Here is a 17,397-nt window from a genome sequence, read left to right on the forward strand (position 1 = left end):
GAGTTTAATTTTATATTATTAGACCTACAAAAATTCATGTGCTTGAGACTGCATTTTCAATAAAATGTTTAAAAAACCATTTGATCGAGAAGGAGTTAAGCTTTTTTTCAAACCAGTATCTTCTATAAATTTCTTATCTATTTCAACAACTTCATTTGGTGTTAACTCATTTAATCCACTAATTAGAAATGCCAACAAACCCTTTGTTATTAGAGCATCAGAATATCCTTCCCAAAATAATTTACCGGCTTTGATAGTTGCCTTAACAAAAACTTCTGAAACGCACCCCTTAACCTTATTTTCTTCAACTAAGATCTTACTATCTGGTTCATTCAATTTTTTGCCTAACCACAAAATGTATTCATATTTTCTTTTTGGATCTTCCGATTTCTTCAACTTTTCAACTAATTTTGATAAGTTATTGTATTTTTCTTGGTTTTCCATTTTTTTAAAAACTATTAATAGACCGCCCGTTGATCTCTTATTATACAAGTATTTCTTTTTCTGTGATAAAGCCTGATAAAGGGATATCCCACTCAGCTCTGGTTAATGGAATCGTACTGACACAATTGGAAGTTAAGACTCCTATGCATGGAACATTTCTCCAATTTTTATCTTTTCTTAATTTATCAAAATAACCTCCTCCATAACCTAATCTTATTAAATTTTTATCCACAGAAAGACATGGAACAAGAATCATACTTATTTGATTATGACTTAATGCAAAAGAGTCATTTGGACTTAGTATCCCTTCAGAGTCTTTCGTAAGAAGTCTTCCATCCCATGGATAAAATAACAACTCTTTTTTATCTTTACATCTGGGCAAAGCTAAAGAAAATTTTTCCTTAAGACTTCTAATATCTACTTCATTTTTTAGAGGCCAATATATAGCTATATAACCAATTTTTTTATATTCCTTAAGAAATGAATCAACATATAATTTTACATTTTTTTCTACATTTTCTTTTTGATTAAGGGAAATCTCATTTCTAAGTTTTCTAAAGGTATCCCTCTCCAATTTCTTTCTTTCAAAGATAGTCATATTTAATCTTCAGTTGAAGCCTTCTTCATTAAGTTTTGTGAGTGCTATAGCCAGTGCATCTGCCGAATCGTCAGGTTTTGGAGGTTTTTTAAGTTTTAGGTCATACATAACCGCATCAAGAACTTCTTTCTTAGAGGCCTTTCCAGACCCAGCAATAGTTAACTTTATCTGAGCGGGGGAATATTCACTAACATGAATTTTTTTAGAGGCCAGTACCATCATAATTACTCCTCTAGCCTGCACAACACTTATAGTAGTGCTTGATCTATAAAAGAAAAACTTTTCTACTGCTGCTATATTTGGATTCCAATAATTTATTAATTCACTAAGATCTTTGAATATCTCATAAAGTCTATCTTCTTCTTTTTTATTTTTTCCCGTCTCAATAACTCCACAATCTAATAAAATCTTTTTTTCATTTTTTACTTCAATAATTCCATACCCAACTCTCGCCAATCCAGGGTCAATCCCAATAATTCTCACTATAATTAAGCTTCTGCAGTTAATTGGAATTTTGAAAGATTTTCTTTTTCATCTAAGTCAAATACTTTACAAAAAGCTTGAATAACTCTTTCCCCTGAATCAACTTGTTCTAATGGATCTTTTCTAAGGCGATGTCTTAACGAACAAGAAATAACCCTTGCTATATCATCTTCTTGCACTTCGGTTCTTCCCTCAAAGGCTGCGATCGCCCTAGCGGAACGATTTGTTACTATATCTCCACGTAACCCATCAACATCCAGTTCTCCGCAAATTGCAGAAATATTTAATCTAAGATCATCATCCATTTGAACAGAACTCAAAATTTCTTGAGCTTTAACAACCTTTAATTGTAGTTCATCTTGTTGTTTCTCCACACTCAATGAAAACTCATCAGGATTATCGTCAAAGGATGTCCTTTGATCTACTACTTGAACTCTTAATTCAGCGTCTCTAACGGTCTTAACCTCAACGCTCATTCCGAACCTGTCTAATAACTGAGGCCTTAATTCCCCTTCTTCTGGATTTCCTGAGCCAATAAGAACAAACCTAGCAGGATGGCGAACTGAAACCCCCTCTCTCTCAACTGTATTCCACCCAGAAGCAGCAGAATCTAAAAGTACATCCACCAAATGATCATCAAGCAAATTAACTTCATCAACATACAGTAATCCCCTATTAGCCTTTGCTAATAACCCTGGTTCAAATGCCTTAACACCTTCACTCAAAGCCTTCTCTATATCTATAGTTCCACAAAGTCTGTCTTCAGTAGCCCCTAAAGGCAAATCAACCATAGGCACTTGTTTTTTAATGCTCTCTAGATTCTCTCCTTGAACAATTTTTTCTAAAACTTCTTTGCTCTGTAAATCAGGATCACTTAAGGAACTATTATATGGGTCATCTTTAACAACATCTATTGCAGGCAATAAATCAGCTAAGGCTCTGATGGTAGTAGACTTTCCAGTACCTCTGTCACCCATTATCATCACTCCTCCTATTCTTGGATCAATAACATTTAACAAAAGAGCTAATTTCATTTCTTCTTGGCCAATTACAGCTGTAAAAGGAAAAACTCTTCTTTTCTTTGTTGTAGTCACAGTGCTAGTTTTCTTAAATATTCAAATAATCAATAGATGTTACTTCAGAAAATGTTTTTAGTAAATATCCTCATTAAATTTAAACTACAGAAAAAGAAAATTTAATTTAAAAGTTACTGATTTTTTTTTGAATTATTCAAAAACCATTTTATTTGATGGACAATTCCTCTTAAAACATTTATTTCGTGCGTTGATGTATTTGCCCTTAAAATAAAATTTTTAAATTTATTTATTTTTGCCCTTGAGGTATGTTCTAAGAGATATCCAACTCTTAAAAGCATTTCCTCTATCTCCAAGAATGAATCATGAATTTGTTTTGATGATGCAAGATTAAAAACTTCTAATTCCTTCTTAAACTTTTTTTTAGAAGACTTATTTAATTCATACAAAACTATTGAAACTGCATGAGAAAGATTTAAAGAAGGATTATTTAGAGAAGTTGGGATATTAAAAGTCTTATTTGCCAGAAGTAATTCGTTATTAGTTAAACCTCTATCTTCTCTACCAAATATAATTGCTAAATTATTTATTTTTTTAAAAGATATAGTCCAATTAAATATATCTTCAGAAGATTCAAAAAATGAATCTTTGCTCATATCAATCCTTCCATTAGAAGCGAGAACTAAATCACAATCAAAAATTGCTTTTTCAAGATTATCAAAAATCTTACAATGATTAAGAAATTTTTGACCTTTAAGAGCCATTTTTTTTGCTTCTAAAGAAAATATATCGCATTTTGGAGAAACAATTCTTAATTCATCAACTTCAAAGTTGGAGCATAATCTGGCAATGCTCCCTACATTTAAAGGGCCATTTGGTTCAACTAATATTACCTTTAAATTTGAAAAATTCTTCTCCAAAATCATTCAAGGCTATGAAGATACTTTAATAAATTGGACATATTTAGTGGATCAATTTCAAAACTTGGCATGGGAGGAGTAAGGCCACCCGTAACTTGTTTAATTATCTGTTCATCGCTCATACGTTGAGTTATTGAATGTAAGTCAGGACCCACTAATCCTCTTGCTGATATCCCATGGCATCCAACACAATTTATCTTAAAAATAGAATCGCCTACCTTAGCAGATCCATTAAGCTCAAGAGTTTTAATAATATATTTGTTTTTTTCACGATGATTCACGAAAAATATTGAAAAAAATATCAATAAAAACGTTAAAACAATAAAAAAATTTTTCAATAAGTCTCTTTTAAAGTCTTTTTCTGCTGCAGATGATGAAGAAGTTGACACAAAAAATATTCTCTATGTAACAATTGTGAATAAGAAATTAAAAAAAGGCAAAAAAATGATCGAGCCTCTTCTTTGTGGAATTGTTTTAGGGTTAGTACCAATAACTCTTCTTGGTTTATTCGTTAGTGCATGGAATCAATACAGAAGAGGTTCAGGAATGTTGGACATTGATTAAGAATGTTAATCTTGACTGTCCATAATCTCTAACATCTATAGTTTCCCACAAAGTACTTTTTTTAATAAATAGATTTGGAGAATGTTCACAAATAACTATCGAATCTTTTTTTAAAATATTGCAATTAAATAATTGATTTAAAACTAATTCATGGAAATCCACATTGTAAGGAGGATCTAAATAAACAAAATCAAATTTTAAATTGTTTAAATCAATATATCTTGATGATAAGTTTCTCTCATAGTTGGGTTTTGTCCATTTCAAAACGTCTTTACAAATCACTTCGATATCATTAATCCTATTCTCGGTATTCTCCAACGAGAGTAAATTTTCTAAGCAAATTTTTGAGTTGATTTTGTTTTTCTCAATTGCAATTATTTTGCTTGCCCCGTGGTTATAAGCTTCACAAGATACGACTCCTGTTCCACTAAATAAATCTAACCAGTTACTATCTTCAACTCTATTTTTCAATATATTAAATATGGCCTCTCTCACTTTCAAAGTTGTAGGTCTTGTAAAACTATTATTTGGACTTTGGAGTTTTTTACCACCTATTAATCTTAAGTTAGTCTTCATCCCTAAGCAGCTGTTATTGAATATTACTCAGCCATCTTCTCAAAAGTTTTTCACCGGTTTTGCCAGATTTTTCCGGATGAAATTGACAGGCCAATAAATTATCATTCTCAATCATTGCAGTTAATTTTTCAGAGCCATAATCAACCTGAGCTGCAATAATATTTAAGTCATCTGGGATTGCATGATAGGAATGTACAAAATAGACCCAATTATTAAATTCTTCAATCCCAAGTAAGGTATTTTCCTTTGTAGGTAAAAGTTGGCACCAACCCATGTGTGGGATTCTTTGGTTAACAATATTAGGTATTTTTTGTATTTTTCCTTTTAAAATTCCCAGTCCTTGAACTTTTCCTTCATCACTAGATTCAAAAAGGAGTTGGAGACCTAAACATATCCCAAAAAAGGATTTTCCACTTTTAATCCAATTTTTCAAATCAGTTATCAAATCAGTACTTATGAGATTATTCATTGCTGGATCAAATGCTCCAACCCCGGGAAGTATTATCGCCTTACAAAGCTTGGAATCATTAAAGTTTTTAATTAATATAATTTCTTCTCCAAGACTTTCTAGAGATTTTGTTACAGAATGAATGTTACCCATTCCATAGTCTATTAGCCCAATTTTATGCAAAGCTTTTAAATTTATAAATGCTTAGTTAAAGTGCTCGAAAGAGTTGCTTTTGGAACAGCGCCAACAACGGTATCAACCTTTTGACCTCCTTTAAAGATCATTAATGTAGGAATACTTCTAATTCCGTATTGACTAGCTACATTTGGATTCTCATCGGTATTTAATTTAAAAACTTTAATTTTCCCTTCAAAGTCTTTTGAGATTTCTTCTACAACTGGAGCGACCATTCTACATGGACCGCACCATGGTGCCCAAAAATCAACCAATACTGGCAGATCACTTTGCAATACATCCTTGTCAAATGAAGAATCAGTTACGGCTGGAGCTGATGACATAATTTAAGTATTCCTTTTTGAAAATTTAGCAGGCAATTCTTTTAAGTGATGATTTCATTACAGATTAAATAATATAAGTAACAAAATATCTAAAAAAGCCCGATTAATCGGGCGATTTAGTGTGTGAGGAGTATGGGGTTTCCCCCATTATTTAATAATAACTCCTAATTAGAAAAATTTTCAAATTTAATACTTAATTCACTAAGGATTTATAATTTGCTCTAAGTAAACTACTTACCCATCCCAAGCTGCTGAGCTTTTTGATAAACCTTACCTTCTGTAAGAAGCGATGGTGCGATAACTATTTCAACTTCTTGCATTTCTTTAATATTTTTTGCCCCAAGAGTACTCATTGAAGTTCTGATAGCCCCTAATAAATTATGTGTCCCATCATCAAGCAAGGCAGGGCCTTTAATTATTCTTTCTAAGGATCCTGTAGAACCAACTTCGATTCTTGTGCCCCTTGGCAAAACTGGACTTGGAGTGGCCATACCCCAGTGAAAGCCTTTGCCTGGAGCGTTTGAGGATTTAGCTATTGGGGATCCAATCATTACAGCATCTGCTCCACATGCTAAACATTTACAGATATCTCCGCCAGTAACAATTCCTCCATCACCAATGATAGGAATATAACGACCACTTTCTTTAAAGTAATCATTTCTTGCCGCACTACAATCAGCAATTGCAGTCGCTTGAGGGATTCCAATCCCCAATACTCCTCTTGATGTACAAGCCGCTCCAGGTCCTATCCCAACCATCAATCCTGCGACTCCAGCATCCATAAGAAGTTTTGCAACTTCGTAAGTAACACAATTACCCGCTACGACTGGGACATTCATAGATTGACAGAGATCTTTAATATTTAAGGTTTCCTTACCTTCCATACCAAGATGTTCAGTGGAAACAACTGTTCCTTGAAGAAAAAATAAATCTATTTTGGAATGATTAAGTGTTTCTTTAAACTTAATGGCGGCTTGAGGAGTCCCACTAAAAGCTGCTATACCTCCTCTTTCTTTCACCTCATTTATTCTTTGTACAATCAATCCCTCCTTGACCGGTTCACTGTATATTTTCTGCATTAATGGTACAAAATCATTCTTCCCGACTGATGCTATTTGGTTCAATATTTCATCAGGATTTTCATATCGTGTTTGTATGCCCTCCATATTAATAACCCCTAGGGACCCTAATTTTGTGAGCTCTACAGCCGTATTGACATCGACAACACTATCCATCGCACTAGCGACTATCGGAACTTCTCTTTTGAAATCACCTATTGACCAGGAAGGATCAGTCAAATCGTAATCGAGTGTTCTATTACCAGGGACTAAAGCTATTTCATCGATGCCAAAAGCCCGTCTGACTTTTTTATTTAAACCAAGTTCAATATTCACGATAGTTTTCTTTTATTCTGATTAAATTAACAACTAAAGGGGTAATAAGCCAAGGTTTATTCAAAAACAACAGGTTTTATTTTGATTTGTGTGTAAATGTGAGTATTTGGGAATTAAATAAATCTTTTTTTTTATTCATTATGACAATCAGCCATTATTATTAAAGAAAGGATTTTTGTATGTCTGATATTTTAGATTCCGATAACTCAGGATTAAGCGAAGATAACGATCGAATTATTCAGACTGACCTAAGAAATGAAATGTCTCGTTCATACCTTGAGTATGCAATGAGCGTTATAGTTGGTCGTGCTCTTCCAGATGCAAGAGATGGATTAAAACCTGTCCACAGAAGAATTCTTTATGCAATGTATGAACTTGGTTTAACTAGCGGTAGACCATACAGAAAATGTGCAAGAGTTGTAGGAGAAGTACTTGGTAAATACCACCCTCATGGCGATACTGCTGTTTATGATGCTTTAGTTAGGATGGCCCAGGATTTCTCTATGAGGATGCCACTCATAGATGGCCATGGAAACTTTGGTTCTGTTGATAACGACCCTCCAGCAGCAATGAGATATACAGAATCTCGTTTACAGTCTCTTACGGACGAAAGTTTATTAGAGGATATTGAATCTGAAACAGTAGATTTTTCTGATAATTTTGACGGTTCACAACAAGAACCAACGGTTTTGCCGGCTAGGATACCTCAATTACTTTTAAATGGTTCATCTGGAATAGCAGTTGGAATGGCAACTAATATTCCACCACATAATTTGGGAGAATTAATTAATGGTCTCAAAGCAATAATCAAAAACCCTTCGATTGAAAGTAAGGAACTTTTTGAAATAATCAAAGGTCCTGATTTTCCCACTGGAGGACAAATTTTAGGAAGAGATGGGATTAGAGAAACTTTCAAAACTGGAAGAGGTTCAATAACAATGAGAGGTGTTGCAAATATTGAACAAATCAAAGCTGCTGGTAGGGCAGAGAAAGATGCAGTAATAATTACGGAACTACCTTTTCAAACTAATAAAGCAGCTTTGATAGAGAGAATTGCTGACTTGGTCAATGATAAAAAATTAGAAGGAATTTCTGATATTAGAGATGAAAGTGATCGAGATGGAATGAGAATTGTTATCGAACTAAAGAGAGATGCCTATCCACAAGTAGTTTTAAATAATTTATTTAAGTTAACTCCCCTACAAAATAACTTTAGTGCGAATATTCTAGCTTTGGTAAAAGGAGAACCCACAACTCTTTCACTTCGAAAAATGTTAGATGTATTTCTAGATTTTAGGGTTGAGACAATAAGACGAAGAACAGGATTCTTATTAAGAAAGGCAGAAGAAAGGGATCACATTGTAAAGGGACTTCTATTAGCCTTAGCTGCTATGGATCAAATTATCAATTTAATAAGATCAGCCAAAGATGTAATTACAGCTCGCGAAAAATTACAAACTGATCATGAGTTATCTTCCACGCAGGCAGAGGCAATTTTACAAATGCAGTTAAGAAGATTAACAGCCCTTGAGGCAGATAAAATTAAGGCTGAACATGATGATTTAACTCAAAAAATAAACCAATATGAGCAAATATTGAATAGTAAAGAAAGAATTTATGAAATTATTCTTGAAGAACTTAATAAAATAGATGAAAAATTTTCTTCTCCAAGAAAAACAGAAATACTAGATTTAGGTGGTGGTCTAGATGATATTGATCTTATAGCAAATGATAGGTCAGTAGTTTTATTAACTGAAGCTGGTTATTTAAAAAGGATGCCCGTCAACGAATTTGAATCTACCAGTCGTGGGTCAAGGGGTAAAGCTGGCACAAAGACCCATGGAGATGATGAGGTCAAATTATTCATAAGCTGTAACGATCATGATACTCTTTTACTTTTCAGTGATAGAGGGGTAGCTTATGCTCTCCCAGCATATAGAGTTCCTATGGGCAGTAGAACAGCAAAGGGTACTCCATCAGTTCAACTTCTCCCGATACCACGAGAAGAAAAAATAACTTCATTAGTTGCAGTAGATTCTTTTGATAACGATTTTTATTTATTAATGCTTACTAGGGCTGGATTTATAAAAAGAACTTCACTTTCTGCTTTCTCAAAAATTCGCTCAAATGGTTTAATAGCAATTAATCTTGAGGATGGAGACGCCTTAACTTGGGTCAGATTATCAAAAGAAGGTGATAGTGTTTTAATTGGATCAAGAACAGGAATGGCTATTCATTTCAGATTGGATTTTAATGAATTAAGGCCACTTGGCAGGACAGCTAGGGGCGTTAAATCCATGAACCTTAGAAAAGGAGACAATCTTGTATCTATGGATGTTTTGACATCTGATTTGGTTGATCAATTAGCAAAAAGTGGGGATCTTACAAAAGAAAATGATGAAAGTCTTTTAGTTAACTCTTCAGAAGGACCTTGGGTATTAATAGCTAGTGCATTTGGACTAGGAAAGAGAGTTCCAGTAACTCAATTTAGATTACAAAAAAGAGCAGGGATGGGTTTAAGAGCGATAAAGTTCAGAATTGAAGATGATGTATTAGTTTGTTTGAAAGTCCTTGGAGAAGGAGAAGAGTTACTTTTTGTTACCGAAAAAGGTGTAATAGTTAGAACAAACGCTGATAAAATTTCACAGCAATCTAGGGCAGCTACTGGAGTAAAATTACAAAAACTGGACGAGGGAGATCATTTATCAGAAGTAGTATTAGTCCCTCATGAACAAATAAACGAAATAGACAAAATAAGCTCTGAGAGAGAAAAGTAAGAACAATTATCAAATGTATAATATGGAAATACTTGATATTTTAATTTTAGGTTCCGGTCCTGCAGCATTATGTTTAGCTTCAGAATTGGCCAAGCAAAATCTAAAAATTAAGGGAATATCCACTAAATCTCCAACTGAAAAATGGGAGAATACTTATGGTATATGGGCATCAGAGCTAGAGGAATTAGGATTAGAGTCCTTGTTATCTCACAGATGGAGTAAAACTGTTAGTTTCTTTGGAAACGGGGAAAATAAAAAGGGGGATACTCCCACAAAACATAACTATGATTATGGTTTAATAAATCAAGAAGCTTTTCAAAATGAACTTTTAAAAAAATGCAGAGGAATTGAATGGTTGAATGAAACTGCAGAAAATATTGTCGAGAAAAACAAACTATCTGAGGTAATTTGTCTTTCAGGTCTAAGAATTACGGCTAGGTTAGTGATTGACGCAAGTGGTCATAAAAGTAATTTTGTAAAAAGACCAGTTCAGGATGAAATTGCTCAACAAGCTGCTTATGGAATTGTCGGTAAATTTTCATCGCCACCTGTTAATAAAGAACAGTTTGTTCTAATGGATTTTCGTCCAAATCATCTGAACAAAGAAGAAAAGTTATCCTCCCCTTCCTTTCTTTATGCAATGGATCTGGGAAATGAAACTTTTTTTGTCGAAGAAACATCCTTAGCTAGTTATCCTGCATTATCTCAAGAAAATCTTAAAAAAAGACTTGTTAAAAGACTAAATAGTAAAGGCATCGAGGTATGTGAAATTTTTCATGAAGAGAATTGCCTTTTCCCAATGAATTTACCCCTCCCATTTAAAAAACAATTTGTACTTGGTTTCGGAGGGTCTGCAAGCATGGTGCATCCGGCCTCAGGATATATGATCGGCTCTTTATTAAGAAGAGCTCCCCTCCTTGCAGAAAAATTAGCAATCTTTTTAAAAGAACCTCATCTAAGTTCTTTTGAACTAGCAACAAAAGGTTGGGAAATCCTATGGCCTTACGAGTTAACACAAAGGCACAAACTTTACCAATACGGTCTAAGAAGATTGATGAGTTTTGACGAAAGTAGATTAAGAAGCTTTTTCACGAATTTCTTTAAATTAGCAACCAATGAATGGGTAGGTTTTCTTACTAATACACTTCCACTTCCAAAACTAATTTACGTGATGAGTAAGATGTTTATAAATTCACCTCTAAAAGTGAAACTAGGAATGCTCAAGTTAAATTAGTATTTTTATTTTCGCCAATCATCAATATTAATATTTGGGAAGACTTTATCCTCTTCTTCAATATCTTCAAGAAATTTTAAATTAATATTAGATTGATTTTTGATCATTTCAATCAATTTCCAGAACCTGAATAAGTGTCTTTCTATTCTCTCTTTTGCGAGCTCAGTTGTGGTTCCAGCTCTTAGAATAAAACTCCAATCAGAAGACTCAGAGAGAAGTAATTCTCTTGCGGCTTGTTTAAAAAGTCTTGGAGATAAGTCATTATTAAAATTTTTTAAGCACAAATTAACAAAGGTTGAGCCTGCCTTTGTGATTTCTGGAACGATCCATGCATTTGCATCATTAATCCAGTAATTATGGTAACCACCTTGCCCCCAGCTTGATGGCGATGGGTCACAAATCTGAAGATTTGGTTTTTGCATTAAGAATTCTTTTAAATTTGTAAGCTTAATTGAATATTTTCTAGAGTTCTTTAATATATTTTCAATAAAAAAAGGTCCTTCATACCACCAATGACCAAATAACTCTGCATCAAATGGAGCTACCAATAAAGGGTTAAAGGAAGAGGATAAAGTCAATTTTTCTAGTTGTTTGGATCTCGCCAGAAGATAGGCATCAGCATGTTCTGACGCCTTATTTTTGGCTTCATTTTCAAGGTAAAACTCTTTTTTCCCTAAAGAAATATTTTCATCTGTAATCTTATGAAACTTTAAACCCAAAGGTCTTTTTGTTGAAATACCTTTCTTTTGGAGACTTGAGAGAGGCAATTCCCACCCCAAATCTTTATGATATTCCCTGTAGACTTTATTGCCCGGAAATCCATCCTTAGCAGACCAAACGGGCAGGGTTGACTCACTGTCTCTCCCGAAAAAAGCCACTCCTTTTTTAGAGCATATTGGAGCATATACACCATATCTAGGCCTTGGCGTGGAATTTAGAATACCGTGCCCGTCTAAGATTGTATATCTAATTCCAGAATTAAATAATATTTCATCTAAGCCCTCATAATATGCGCATTCAGGTAACCAAATACCTAAAGGCTTTGTTTCAAAAATATTTTCATGGCTCCTAATGGCTGTATTTATTTGTCCTTTAATAGTTTCAGGGTTCTCCCTTAGAATTGGTAAATATCCATGAGTAGCAGCACAAGTGAGAATATCCAAATTTCCAGAGTTATTTAATAACCTAAACTTCTCAATTAAATTTCCAGAACAATTTTGCCAATATAGATACTTATCATTAAGATTATTCATTAAAAATGCAGAGGCATTTTTTTCTTCTATTGGCAGTTCGTTTAGGAAATCATTCCTTGTTTTAATCCAGCTTGGAAAAGTTTCTTGAATTTGCTTGTTATTTAGAAGTGATAATAATGTTGGAGACAAACTAATAGTAAGTTTTGTATTTTCAGGATTTTCATTTTTGGAAGATTCTATTGATTGAAGTAGTGGTATATAACATTCTAGAATCGCCTGAAATAACCAATCCTCTTCTAAGGAGTTTTTTTCATTTTTTCTGACATAAGGTAGATGAGCATGTAAAACTATCGCCAACTGACCTAAAACATTTCCTTGGGGGTATCGCCCATTCATACTCTTATAATTTATGCCTAAAATTCTATAAAAAATCAAAACCAACCTTTTATAAAAGGAAGCTTTGATCCTAAAAGAATACTTTAATAATTTAAATATTTCATTTTTTTCTTCAGAATTTTAACCAATATTGTTTAAGTTATAAATTTGCATAAAATTTTTTTGAACTAAATCTAGTCAATTTTTTTTAATTAGCTTAATATAAGTCTAGATTACTCCATCTCATGTCAAAAGATCCTGGAAGAATTTTGATATTTGATACAACTCTTCGTGATGGAGAGCAGTCTCCTGGTGCTAGCTTAAATCTTGAAGAAAAACTTGCTATCGCTCATCAATTAGCAAGACTAGGAGTGGATGTTATTGAGGCTGGATTCCCTTTCGCAAGTCCAGGAGATTTTAAAGCTGTTAATAAAATTGCCAATGCTGTAGGGAAAGAAAATGGTCCAATAATATGTGGTTTAGCTAGAGCGTCACAAGGAGATATAAAAGCATGTTATGAAGCAGTAAGTCCAGCTCCTAGGAAAAGAATACATACTTTTATTGCCACAAGTGATATTCATCTTAAACATAAACTTAAAAAATCCAGAAAAGATGTTCTTCAAATAGTTCCAGAGATGGTTAATTATGCAAAATCGTTGGTAGATGATATTGAATTTTCTTGTGAAGATGCCTCAAGGAGTGATCCTGATTTTTTATACGAAGTGATTCAACTAGCAATTTCTGCAGGAGCGACAACAATAAATATCCCTGATACTGTTGGATTTACTACTCCTAGTGAATTTGGCAAACTAATTGCCGATATAAATATGAATGTTCCAAATATTGACGAGGCGGTAATCTCGGTTCACGGCCATAACGATTTAGGTTTAGCAGTAGCCAATTTTCTAGAAGCAGTAAAAAATGGAGCGAGACAACTAGAATGTACTATTAATGGAATTGGAGAAAGAGCCGGTAATGCCTCTCTGGAGGAATTAGTAATGGCGCTGCACGTTAGGAAAAGTTTTTTTAATAGTTTTTTCAAAAGAAATCCAGATTCACCAACTCCTCTTACGGCTATAAGAACAGAAGAAATAACGAAAACCTCTAGACTCGTTTCCAACCTAACTGGGATGACTGTACAACCTAATAAAGCAATTGTGGGAGCCAACGCTTTTGCACATGAGTCAGGCATTCATCAGGATGGGGTTTTAAAAAATAGACTAACTTATGAAATTATCGATGCAAAAACTGTTGGGTTGAGTGATAACAAAATATCTTTGGGGAAACTTAGTGGAAGAAGTGCAGTAAGAGCAAGATTAGAAGAGATGGGATATGACCTGAGTCGAGAAGATTTAAATGATGCTTTTGCTCGTTTCAAAGATTTAGCTGACAGGAAAAGAGAGATTACTGATCGAGATTTAGAAGCAATCGTTAGTGAACAAGTGCAGCTCCCAGAAGCTAAATTTCAATTAAGTCTTGTACAAGTAAGTTGCGGTAACGCATCTAAACCTACTGCCACCATTTCGCTTCTAAACACGGAAGATAATACTGAGGATACTGCTGTATCAATAGGGACTGGACCCGTTGATGCTGTATGCGAGGCTTTAAATAAATTAGCTAAAGTTCCTAATGAATTAATTGAATTTTCTGTCAAGTCGGTAACAGAAGGAATTGACGCTTTGGGCGAAGTAACAATAAGAATAAGAAGGGGAAATAAGATATATTCCGGTCATTCTGCGGACACCGATGTAGTAGTTGCTGCTGCCAATGCTTATGTTAATGCCTTAAATAGACTTTTATTTTCCGAGAAAAAAAATTCAATTCATCCACAATTTGATAATTTAGAAAATCCTGAGAAAACATTTCTATCTAATCCTGCAAATTAAATTATTTCTCAGGATTATTAAGTAGTTATAAAAACTGTATCTTAATGGGTTAGATTAATTTAATAGTCTAAGCAGTAAATAATGAGAGAAAGGTTATTAGGATACTGGGTACTTTCATGGGTTGGATTAGTTAGCAATATAATTGCGCTTCCAATAATCGCATTAATAATAAGTTTTGGGCCTCCACTAAAAGTTGCCAACATAACTCTTGCAATTAGCCTTGGATGGCCTGCTGCGATAGTAGGAATTGTTTCTTCAGCAGCCCTTTTAGCAGAAAGAAAATGGGGCGTAACTTTAACTATAGTGTCTCTTTCAATGGTAATTTCTGGGATGGGTCCGTATTCAGTGGTAAGACTCGTAACACTTCAGGACATTTTTGGAATTGGAGGGTTTACTCTAATAACAACAATCCTAAGTACACTAGCTCTTCTATATTGGTGTAATCCAAAGCACCGAAGAAGTATAAGACTATAAATTGAAAATCAAGAAAATGTATTATTCTTGATAGTTGGATACTGAATTCTTCTATGTCTAATTCTTTTCCAAACATTCAAGAATGCTCTTTTAATTAAGAAAATTTCCCCCTTTGTTAACTCACTTTCATTTAATTGACCATCTTTCTGACGTGAATAGATAATCTTAGATATGGTTACCAAAGCTTCATTGTCAGAAGCATTAATATTCATAGCTCTTAGTGCTGCTTCACATCCGTCAGCGAGCATCAATATAGCCGTCTCCTTTGATTGCGGAATTGGGCCCTTATATCTAAAATCATTTTCAGCAATATTGATATTTTTCTCTTTGGCTTTGTGAAAAAAATATCCCATCTTAAGAGTGCCTTGATGTTCTGGGATGAAGTTAGCTATTGGTTTAGGTAGCCTATGTTTTCTTGCATACTTTAATCCTTCATCAACATGAGCCTGCAAAACATCAGCACTTTTAAATGGATCATCTATTTCATCATGAGGATTCTTTGAACCATCCTGATTCTCAATAAACCAATTTGGTGCATGTAATTTGCCTACATCATGGTATAGCGCTCCCGTTTTAATTAAATCAATATCACCTCCAATCATTCGTGTAGCTTCCTCTGCTAAACCACATATCAATAATGTATGTTCAAAAGTTCCAGGAGCCTCCAGCGACAATCTTCTTATGAGGGGTTTCTCTTTATCCGCTAATTCTAATAATCTTGCTTTAGTTAATAGTCCAAATATGGATTCAAAAATAGGGATAAATAAAATTGTAAAAAGCATTACTATTGCTAATAATAAAGAATCGGAAAAAATTTTGCCATTAGCAAAAACTAATTCTTGCTTATCAACAAGAGATATTTCATCTTTACCTATCAATATCCATTGACTTAAAAAAGATCCAGCGGGAACAAAAATTGATAATTGTAGTAGCTGCGCTCTACTTCTTATTCTTCCACCAAGTAGAGATACTACCGAAGCGCCAACTAATGAGATAAAAAATAAATTGTTATTAATAACAATCGCTGGGTCGGGCCAACTAAGGCTGGCTATTGATACCCAAGCCAAAGCAGTTATGCTGCCCATGGCTTGAGATATTATCAACGCGGGTGGAATAATAATCGATAATGGACTTATGGTCGAAGCAAAGACTAATTTCGTTGCCTGTACTGCTAAAAGAAGAGTAACGATCAAAATTATTTGTCTTGAATTAATTGTGGGATTCTCTTTTTTAGAAACCAATATCAAAATCCCAGTGCTAATTAAGACTTCGGTAAATGTCAAAAGCCAAGAAAAAATATCTGAAAGCTTTAAGGAGGAAATTAAAAGTAATTTGTAAGAAGAAACGATTGAAATTAAAATACAAATTAAAAAAATTATAAGGTTATCAATTTTTGAAATTTTATTTGGTTGTTTTATCGGAACTTGACTTCTACACCATAGATAAAACAATTTTTTTAAGTAAGTTGTAATGTTTTGCACAGAATATTAGTTAATCTATTTGAATAATTTAAAATTATAGGCATGCTAGGTGAAAAAAGGAGTTGTTTTTCTAAATGTCAATAAAATTAGACGGTAAAAAATTATCTCTTGAAATTGAGCAAAAATTAAACAACTTTATTTCTAGTAATGAAAGAATTGCTAAAAGAGCACCTGGTTTGGCTGTAATAAGAATAGGTGAAGACCCTGCAAGCGGCGTTTATGTTAATAACAAAGAAAAAGCATGTGCAAGGGTTGGAATAAAGAGTTTTATCTTTCATCTGCAAGATAATGTAGAACAAAAAGAAGTTGAACAATTAATTAACAAACTAAACTTAGACAAGGATATTGATGGAATGTTGCTACAACTCCCCATCCCAAAGAAGTTTGATGAGCAAAGATTAATAAGTTTTATAAATCCATATAAAGATGTAGATGGATTAAATGAAAAAAACATGGGCAAATTAGTTAAAAATGAACCAGCGATGAGATCTTGTACCCCAGCCGGAATTATTAATTTATTAAGGTCCCAAAATATTGCAATTGAAGGTAAGAAAATTGTTGTTATTGGACGAAGTTTACTAGTTGGCAAACCCCTATCTCTGATGTTGTTAAATCTAAATGGGACAGTAACAATAACTCATTCAAAAACATTAAATTTAAATAAAATCTGCAAGGAGGCTGACATACTAATTGCTGCTGCAGGAATACCGAATCTTGTAGATTCAAGTTTTGTGAAAGATGGAGCAGTGATTATCGATGTTGGAATACATAGATTAAAAAGTTCTGATAAAGATAAAACCAGATTATGTGGGGATGTATTATTAGAGGACGTCATACCTAAAGTTTTTGCTTATACTCCCGTTCCAGGAGGTGTTGGACCAATGACGGTAACAATGTTACTTGTAAATACTATTTTTAGCTGGCAAAAACAATTTGGGCTATCATCAACAATTAATGACCTTCTGCCATAAACTTTGAGATGAAAAAATTTATTAAAG

The 17,397-nt window shown here is 33.6% G+C and carries 18 protein-coding genes; 6 read left to right on the plus strand and 12 right to left on the minus strand.

The genetic code is table 11. From position 1 onward, the window contains the following. Positions 1-24 precede the first annotated feature (24 nt). From HA140_RS05680 to HA140_RS05705, 6 genes are all read right to left on the minus strand, one after another. On the minus strand, positions 25-444 hold the full coding sequence (locus HA140_RS05680) for a SufE family protein (protein ID WP_209040143.1): 420 nt from the start codon (positions 442-444) through the stop codon (positions 25-27). 40 nt (positions 445-484) lie between these two features. Beyond that, entirely contained in the window at positions 485-1,042 is a 558-nt protein-coding gene (locus HA140_RS05685; RefSeq protein ID WP_209040144.1) for a 5-formyltetrahydrofolate cyclo-ligase, read from the minus strand. Positions 1,043-1,051: 9 nt separating this feature from the next. After that, positions 1,052-1,525 (minus strand): crossover junction endodeoxyribonuclease RuvC, encoded by a 474-nt coding sequence (ruvC, locus tag HA140_RS05690; protein WP_209040145.1) that lies wholly within the window; start codon positions 1,523-1,525, stop codon positions 1,052-1,054. A 5-nt stretch (positions 1,526-1,530) separates the two neighbouring features. Beyond that, on the minus strand, positions 1,531-2,619 hold the full coding sequence (gene bchI / locus HA140_RS05695; RefSeq protein WP_209040146.1) for a magnesium chelatase ATPase subunit I: 1,089 nt from the start codon (positions 2,617-2,619) through the stop codon (positions 1,531-1,533). Between the two features lie 113 nt (positions 2,620-2,732). Next, positions 2,733-3,485, minus strand: a complete 753-nt coding sequence (locus HA140_RS05700) for an RNA methyltransferase (RefSeq protein ID WP_209040147.1) — start codon at positions 3,483-3,485, stop codon at positions 2,733-2,735. Continuing rightward, entirely contained in the window at positions 3,482-3,868 is a 387-nt protein-coding gene (locus HA140_RS05705) for a cytochrome c (RefSeq protein ID WP_308788994.1), read from the minus strand. The genes HA140_RS05700 and HA140_RS05705 overlap by 4 nt, the downstream gene beginning before the upstream one ends. Positions 3,869-3,923: 55 nt before the next feature. Here HA140_RS05705 and petG point away from each other — a divergent pair, with 55 nt between their 5' ends. Further along, entirely contained in the window at positions 3,924-4,043 is a 120-nt protein-coding gene (gene petG, locus HA140_RS05710; protein WP_011376619.1) for a cytochrome b6-f complex subunit V, read from the plus strand. Here the strand turns inward: petG and rsmD are convergent. The 4 genes from rsmD to HA140_RS05730 all read right to left on the minus strand — a co-directional run bounded on the left by rsmD (position 4,020) and on the right by HA140_RS05730 (position 6,979). After that, positions 4,020-4,619, minus strand: a complete 600-nt coding sequence (gene rsmD / locus HA140_RS05715; protein ID WP_209040148.1) for a 16S rRNA (guanine(966)-N(2))-methyltransferase RsmD — start codon at positions 4,617-4,619, stop codon at positions 4,020-4,022. The two genes, petG and rsmD, sit on opposite strands and share 24 nt — an antisense overlap. Before the next feature lie 13 nt (positions 4,620-4,632). After that, a complete protein-coding gene (gene hisH, locus HA140_RS05720) occupies positions 4,633-5,250 on the minus strand; it encodes an imidazole glycerol phosphate synthase subunit HisH (RefSeq protein WP_209040149.1) in 618 nt (205 codons plus the stop codon). 11 nt (positions 5,251-5,261) lie between these two features. Next, positions 5,262-5,585: a thioredoxin gene (trxA, locus tag HA140_RS05725; RefSeq protein ID WP_011376622.1), complete on the minus strand. Its 324-nt coding sequence runs from the start codon at positions 5,583-5,585 to the stop codon at positions 5,262-5,264. A 230-nt stretch (positions 5,586-5,815) separates the two neighbouring features. Continuing rightward, the gene (locus tag HA140_RS05730) at positions 5,816-6,979 is read right to left on the minus strand and encodes a GuaB3 family IMP dehydrogenase-related protein (RefSeq protein ID WP_209040150.1); all 1,164 of its coding nucleotides are present in this window, start codon (positions 6,977-6,979) and stop codon (positions 5,816-5,818) included. Between the two features lie 179 nt (positions 6,980-7,158). On the opposite strand from HA140_RS05730, the gene gyrA reads away from it, so the two are divergent. Both gyrA and crtL read left to right on the plus strand, forming a co-directional pair. Further along, on the plus strand, positions 7,159-9,756 hold the full coding sequence (gyrA, locus tag HA140_RS05735; protein WP_209040151.1) for a DNA gyrase subunit A: 2,598 nt from the start codon (positions 7,159-7,161) through the stop codon (positions 9,754-9,756). A 22-nt stretch (positions 9,757-9,778) separates the two neighbouring features. Further along, the gene (gene crtL / locus HA140_RS05740) at positions 9,779-10,990 is read left to right on the plus strand and encodes a lycopene beta cyclase (protein ID WP_209040152.1); all 1,212 of its coding nucleotides are present in this window, start codon (positions 9,779-9,781) and stop codon (positions 10,988-10,990) included. A gap of 5 nt (positions 10,991-10,995) precedes the next feature. Here the strand turns inward: crtL and HA140_RS05745 are convergent, their stop codons facing one another. Further along, positions 10,996-12,579, minus strand: coding sequence for a glycoside hydrolase family 57 protein (locus HA140_RS05745; protein WP_209040153.1), 1,584 nt, complete (start codon positions 12,577-12,579; stop codon positions 10,996-10,998). 224 nt (positions 12,580-12,803) lie between these two features. Here HA140_RS05745 and HA140_RS05750 point away from each other — a divergent pair, with 224 nt between their 5' ends. Further along, positions 12,804-14,444, plus strand: a complete 1,641-nt coding sequence (locus tag HA140_RS05750; protein ID WP_209040154.1) for a 2-isopropylmalate synthase — start codon at positions 12,804-12,806, stop codon at positions 14,442-14,444. 81 nt (positions 14,445-14,525) lie between these two features. Further along, a complete protein-coding gene (locus HA140_RS05755; protein WP_209040155.1) occupies positions 14,526-14,918 on the plus strand; it encodes a hypothetical protein in 393 nt (130 codons plus the stop codon). Positions 14,919-14,926: 8 nt separating this feature from the next. Here the strand turns inward: HA140_RS05755 and HA140_RS05760 are convergent, their stop codons facing one another. Continuing rightward, positions 14,927-16,399 (minus strand): HDIG domain-containing metalloprotein, encoded by a 1,473-nt coding sequence (locus HA140_RS05760; RefSeq protein WP_209040156.1) that lies wholly within the window; start codon positions 16,397-16,399, stop codon positions 14,927-14,929. A gap of 74 nt (positions 16,400-16,473) precedes the next feature. On the opposite strand from HA140_RS05760, the gene folD reads away from it, so the two are divergent. Continuing rightward, positions 16,474-17,370: a bifunctional methylenetetrahydrofolate dehydrogenase/methenyltetrahydrofolate cyclohydrolase FolD gene (gene folD, locus HA140_RS05765; RefSeq protein WP_209040157.1), complete on the plus strand. Its 897-nt coding sequence runs from the start codon at positions 16,474-16,476 to the stop codon at positions 17,368-17,370. Positions 17,371-17,397 lie beyond the last annotated feature (27 nt).

It is taken from the genome of Prochlorococcus marinus CUG1417, from assembly GCF_017695975.1.
Classification (GTDB): Bacteria; Cyanobacteriota; Cyanobacteriia; order PCC-6307; family Cyanobiaceae; genus Prochlorococcus_A; species Prochlorococcus_A marinus_AG.

Coding starts and splice junctions, on each gene's coding strand:
- HA140_RS05680 (WP_209040143.1), bottom strand. CDS start 444: ATGGAAAACCAAGAAAAATACAATAACTTATCAAAATTAGTTGAAAAG.
- HA140_RS05685 (WP_209040144.1), bottom strand. CDS start 1,042: ATGACTATCTTTGAAAGAAAGAAATTGGAGAGGGATACCTTTAGAAAA.
- HA140_RS05700 (WP_209040147.1), bottom strand. CDS start 3,485: ATGATTTTGGAGAAGAATTTTTCAAATTTAAAGGTAATATTAGTTGAA.
- petG (WP_011376619.1), top strand. CDS start 3,924: ATGATCGAGCCTCTTCTTTGTGGAATTGTTTTAGGGTTAGTACCAATA.
- rsmD (WP_209040148.1), bottom strand. CDS start 4,619: ATGAAGACTAACTTAAGATTAATAGGTGGTAAAAAACTCCAAAGTCCA.
- trxA (WP_011376622.1), bottom strand. CDS start 5,585: ATGTCATCAGCTCCAGCCGTAACTGATTCTTCATTTGACAAGGATGTA.
- gyrA (WP_209040151.1), top strand. CDS start 7,159: ATGTCTGATATTTTAGATTCCGATAACTCAGGATTAAGCGAAGATAAC.
- crtL (WP_209040152.1), top strand. CDS start 9,779: ATGGAAATACTTGATATTTTAATTTTAGGTTCCGGTCCTGCAGCATTA.
- HA140_RS05745 (WP_209040153.1), bottom strand. CDS start 12,579: ATGAATGGGCGATACCCCCAAGGAAATGTTTTAGGTCAGTTGGCGATA.
- HA140_RS05750 (WP_209040154.1), top strand. CDS start 12,804: ATGTCAAAAGATCCTGGAAGAATTTTGATATTTGATACAACTCTTCGT.
- HA140_RS05755 (WP_209040155.1), top strand. CDS start 14,526: ATGAGAGAAAGGTTATTAGGATACTGGGTACTTTCATGGGTTGGATTA.
- folD (WP_209040157.1), top strand. CDS start 16,474: ATGTCAATAAAATTAGACGGTAAAAAATTATCTCTTGAAATTGAGCAA.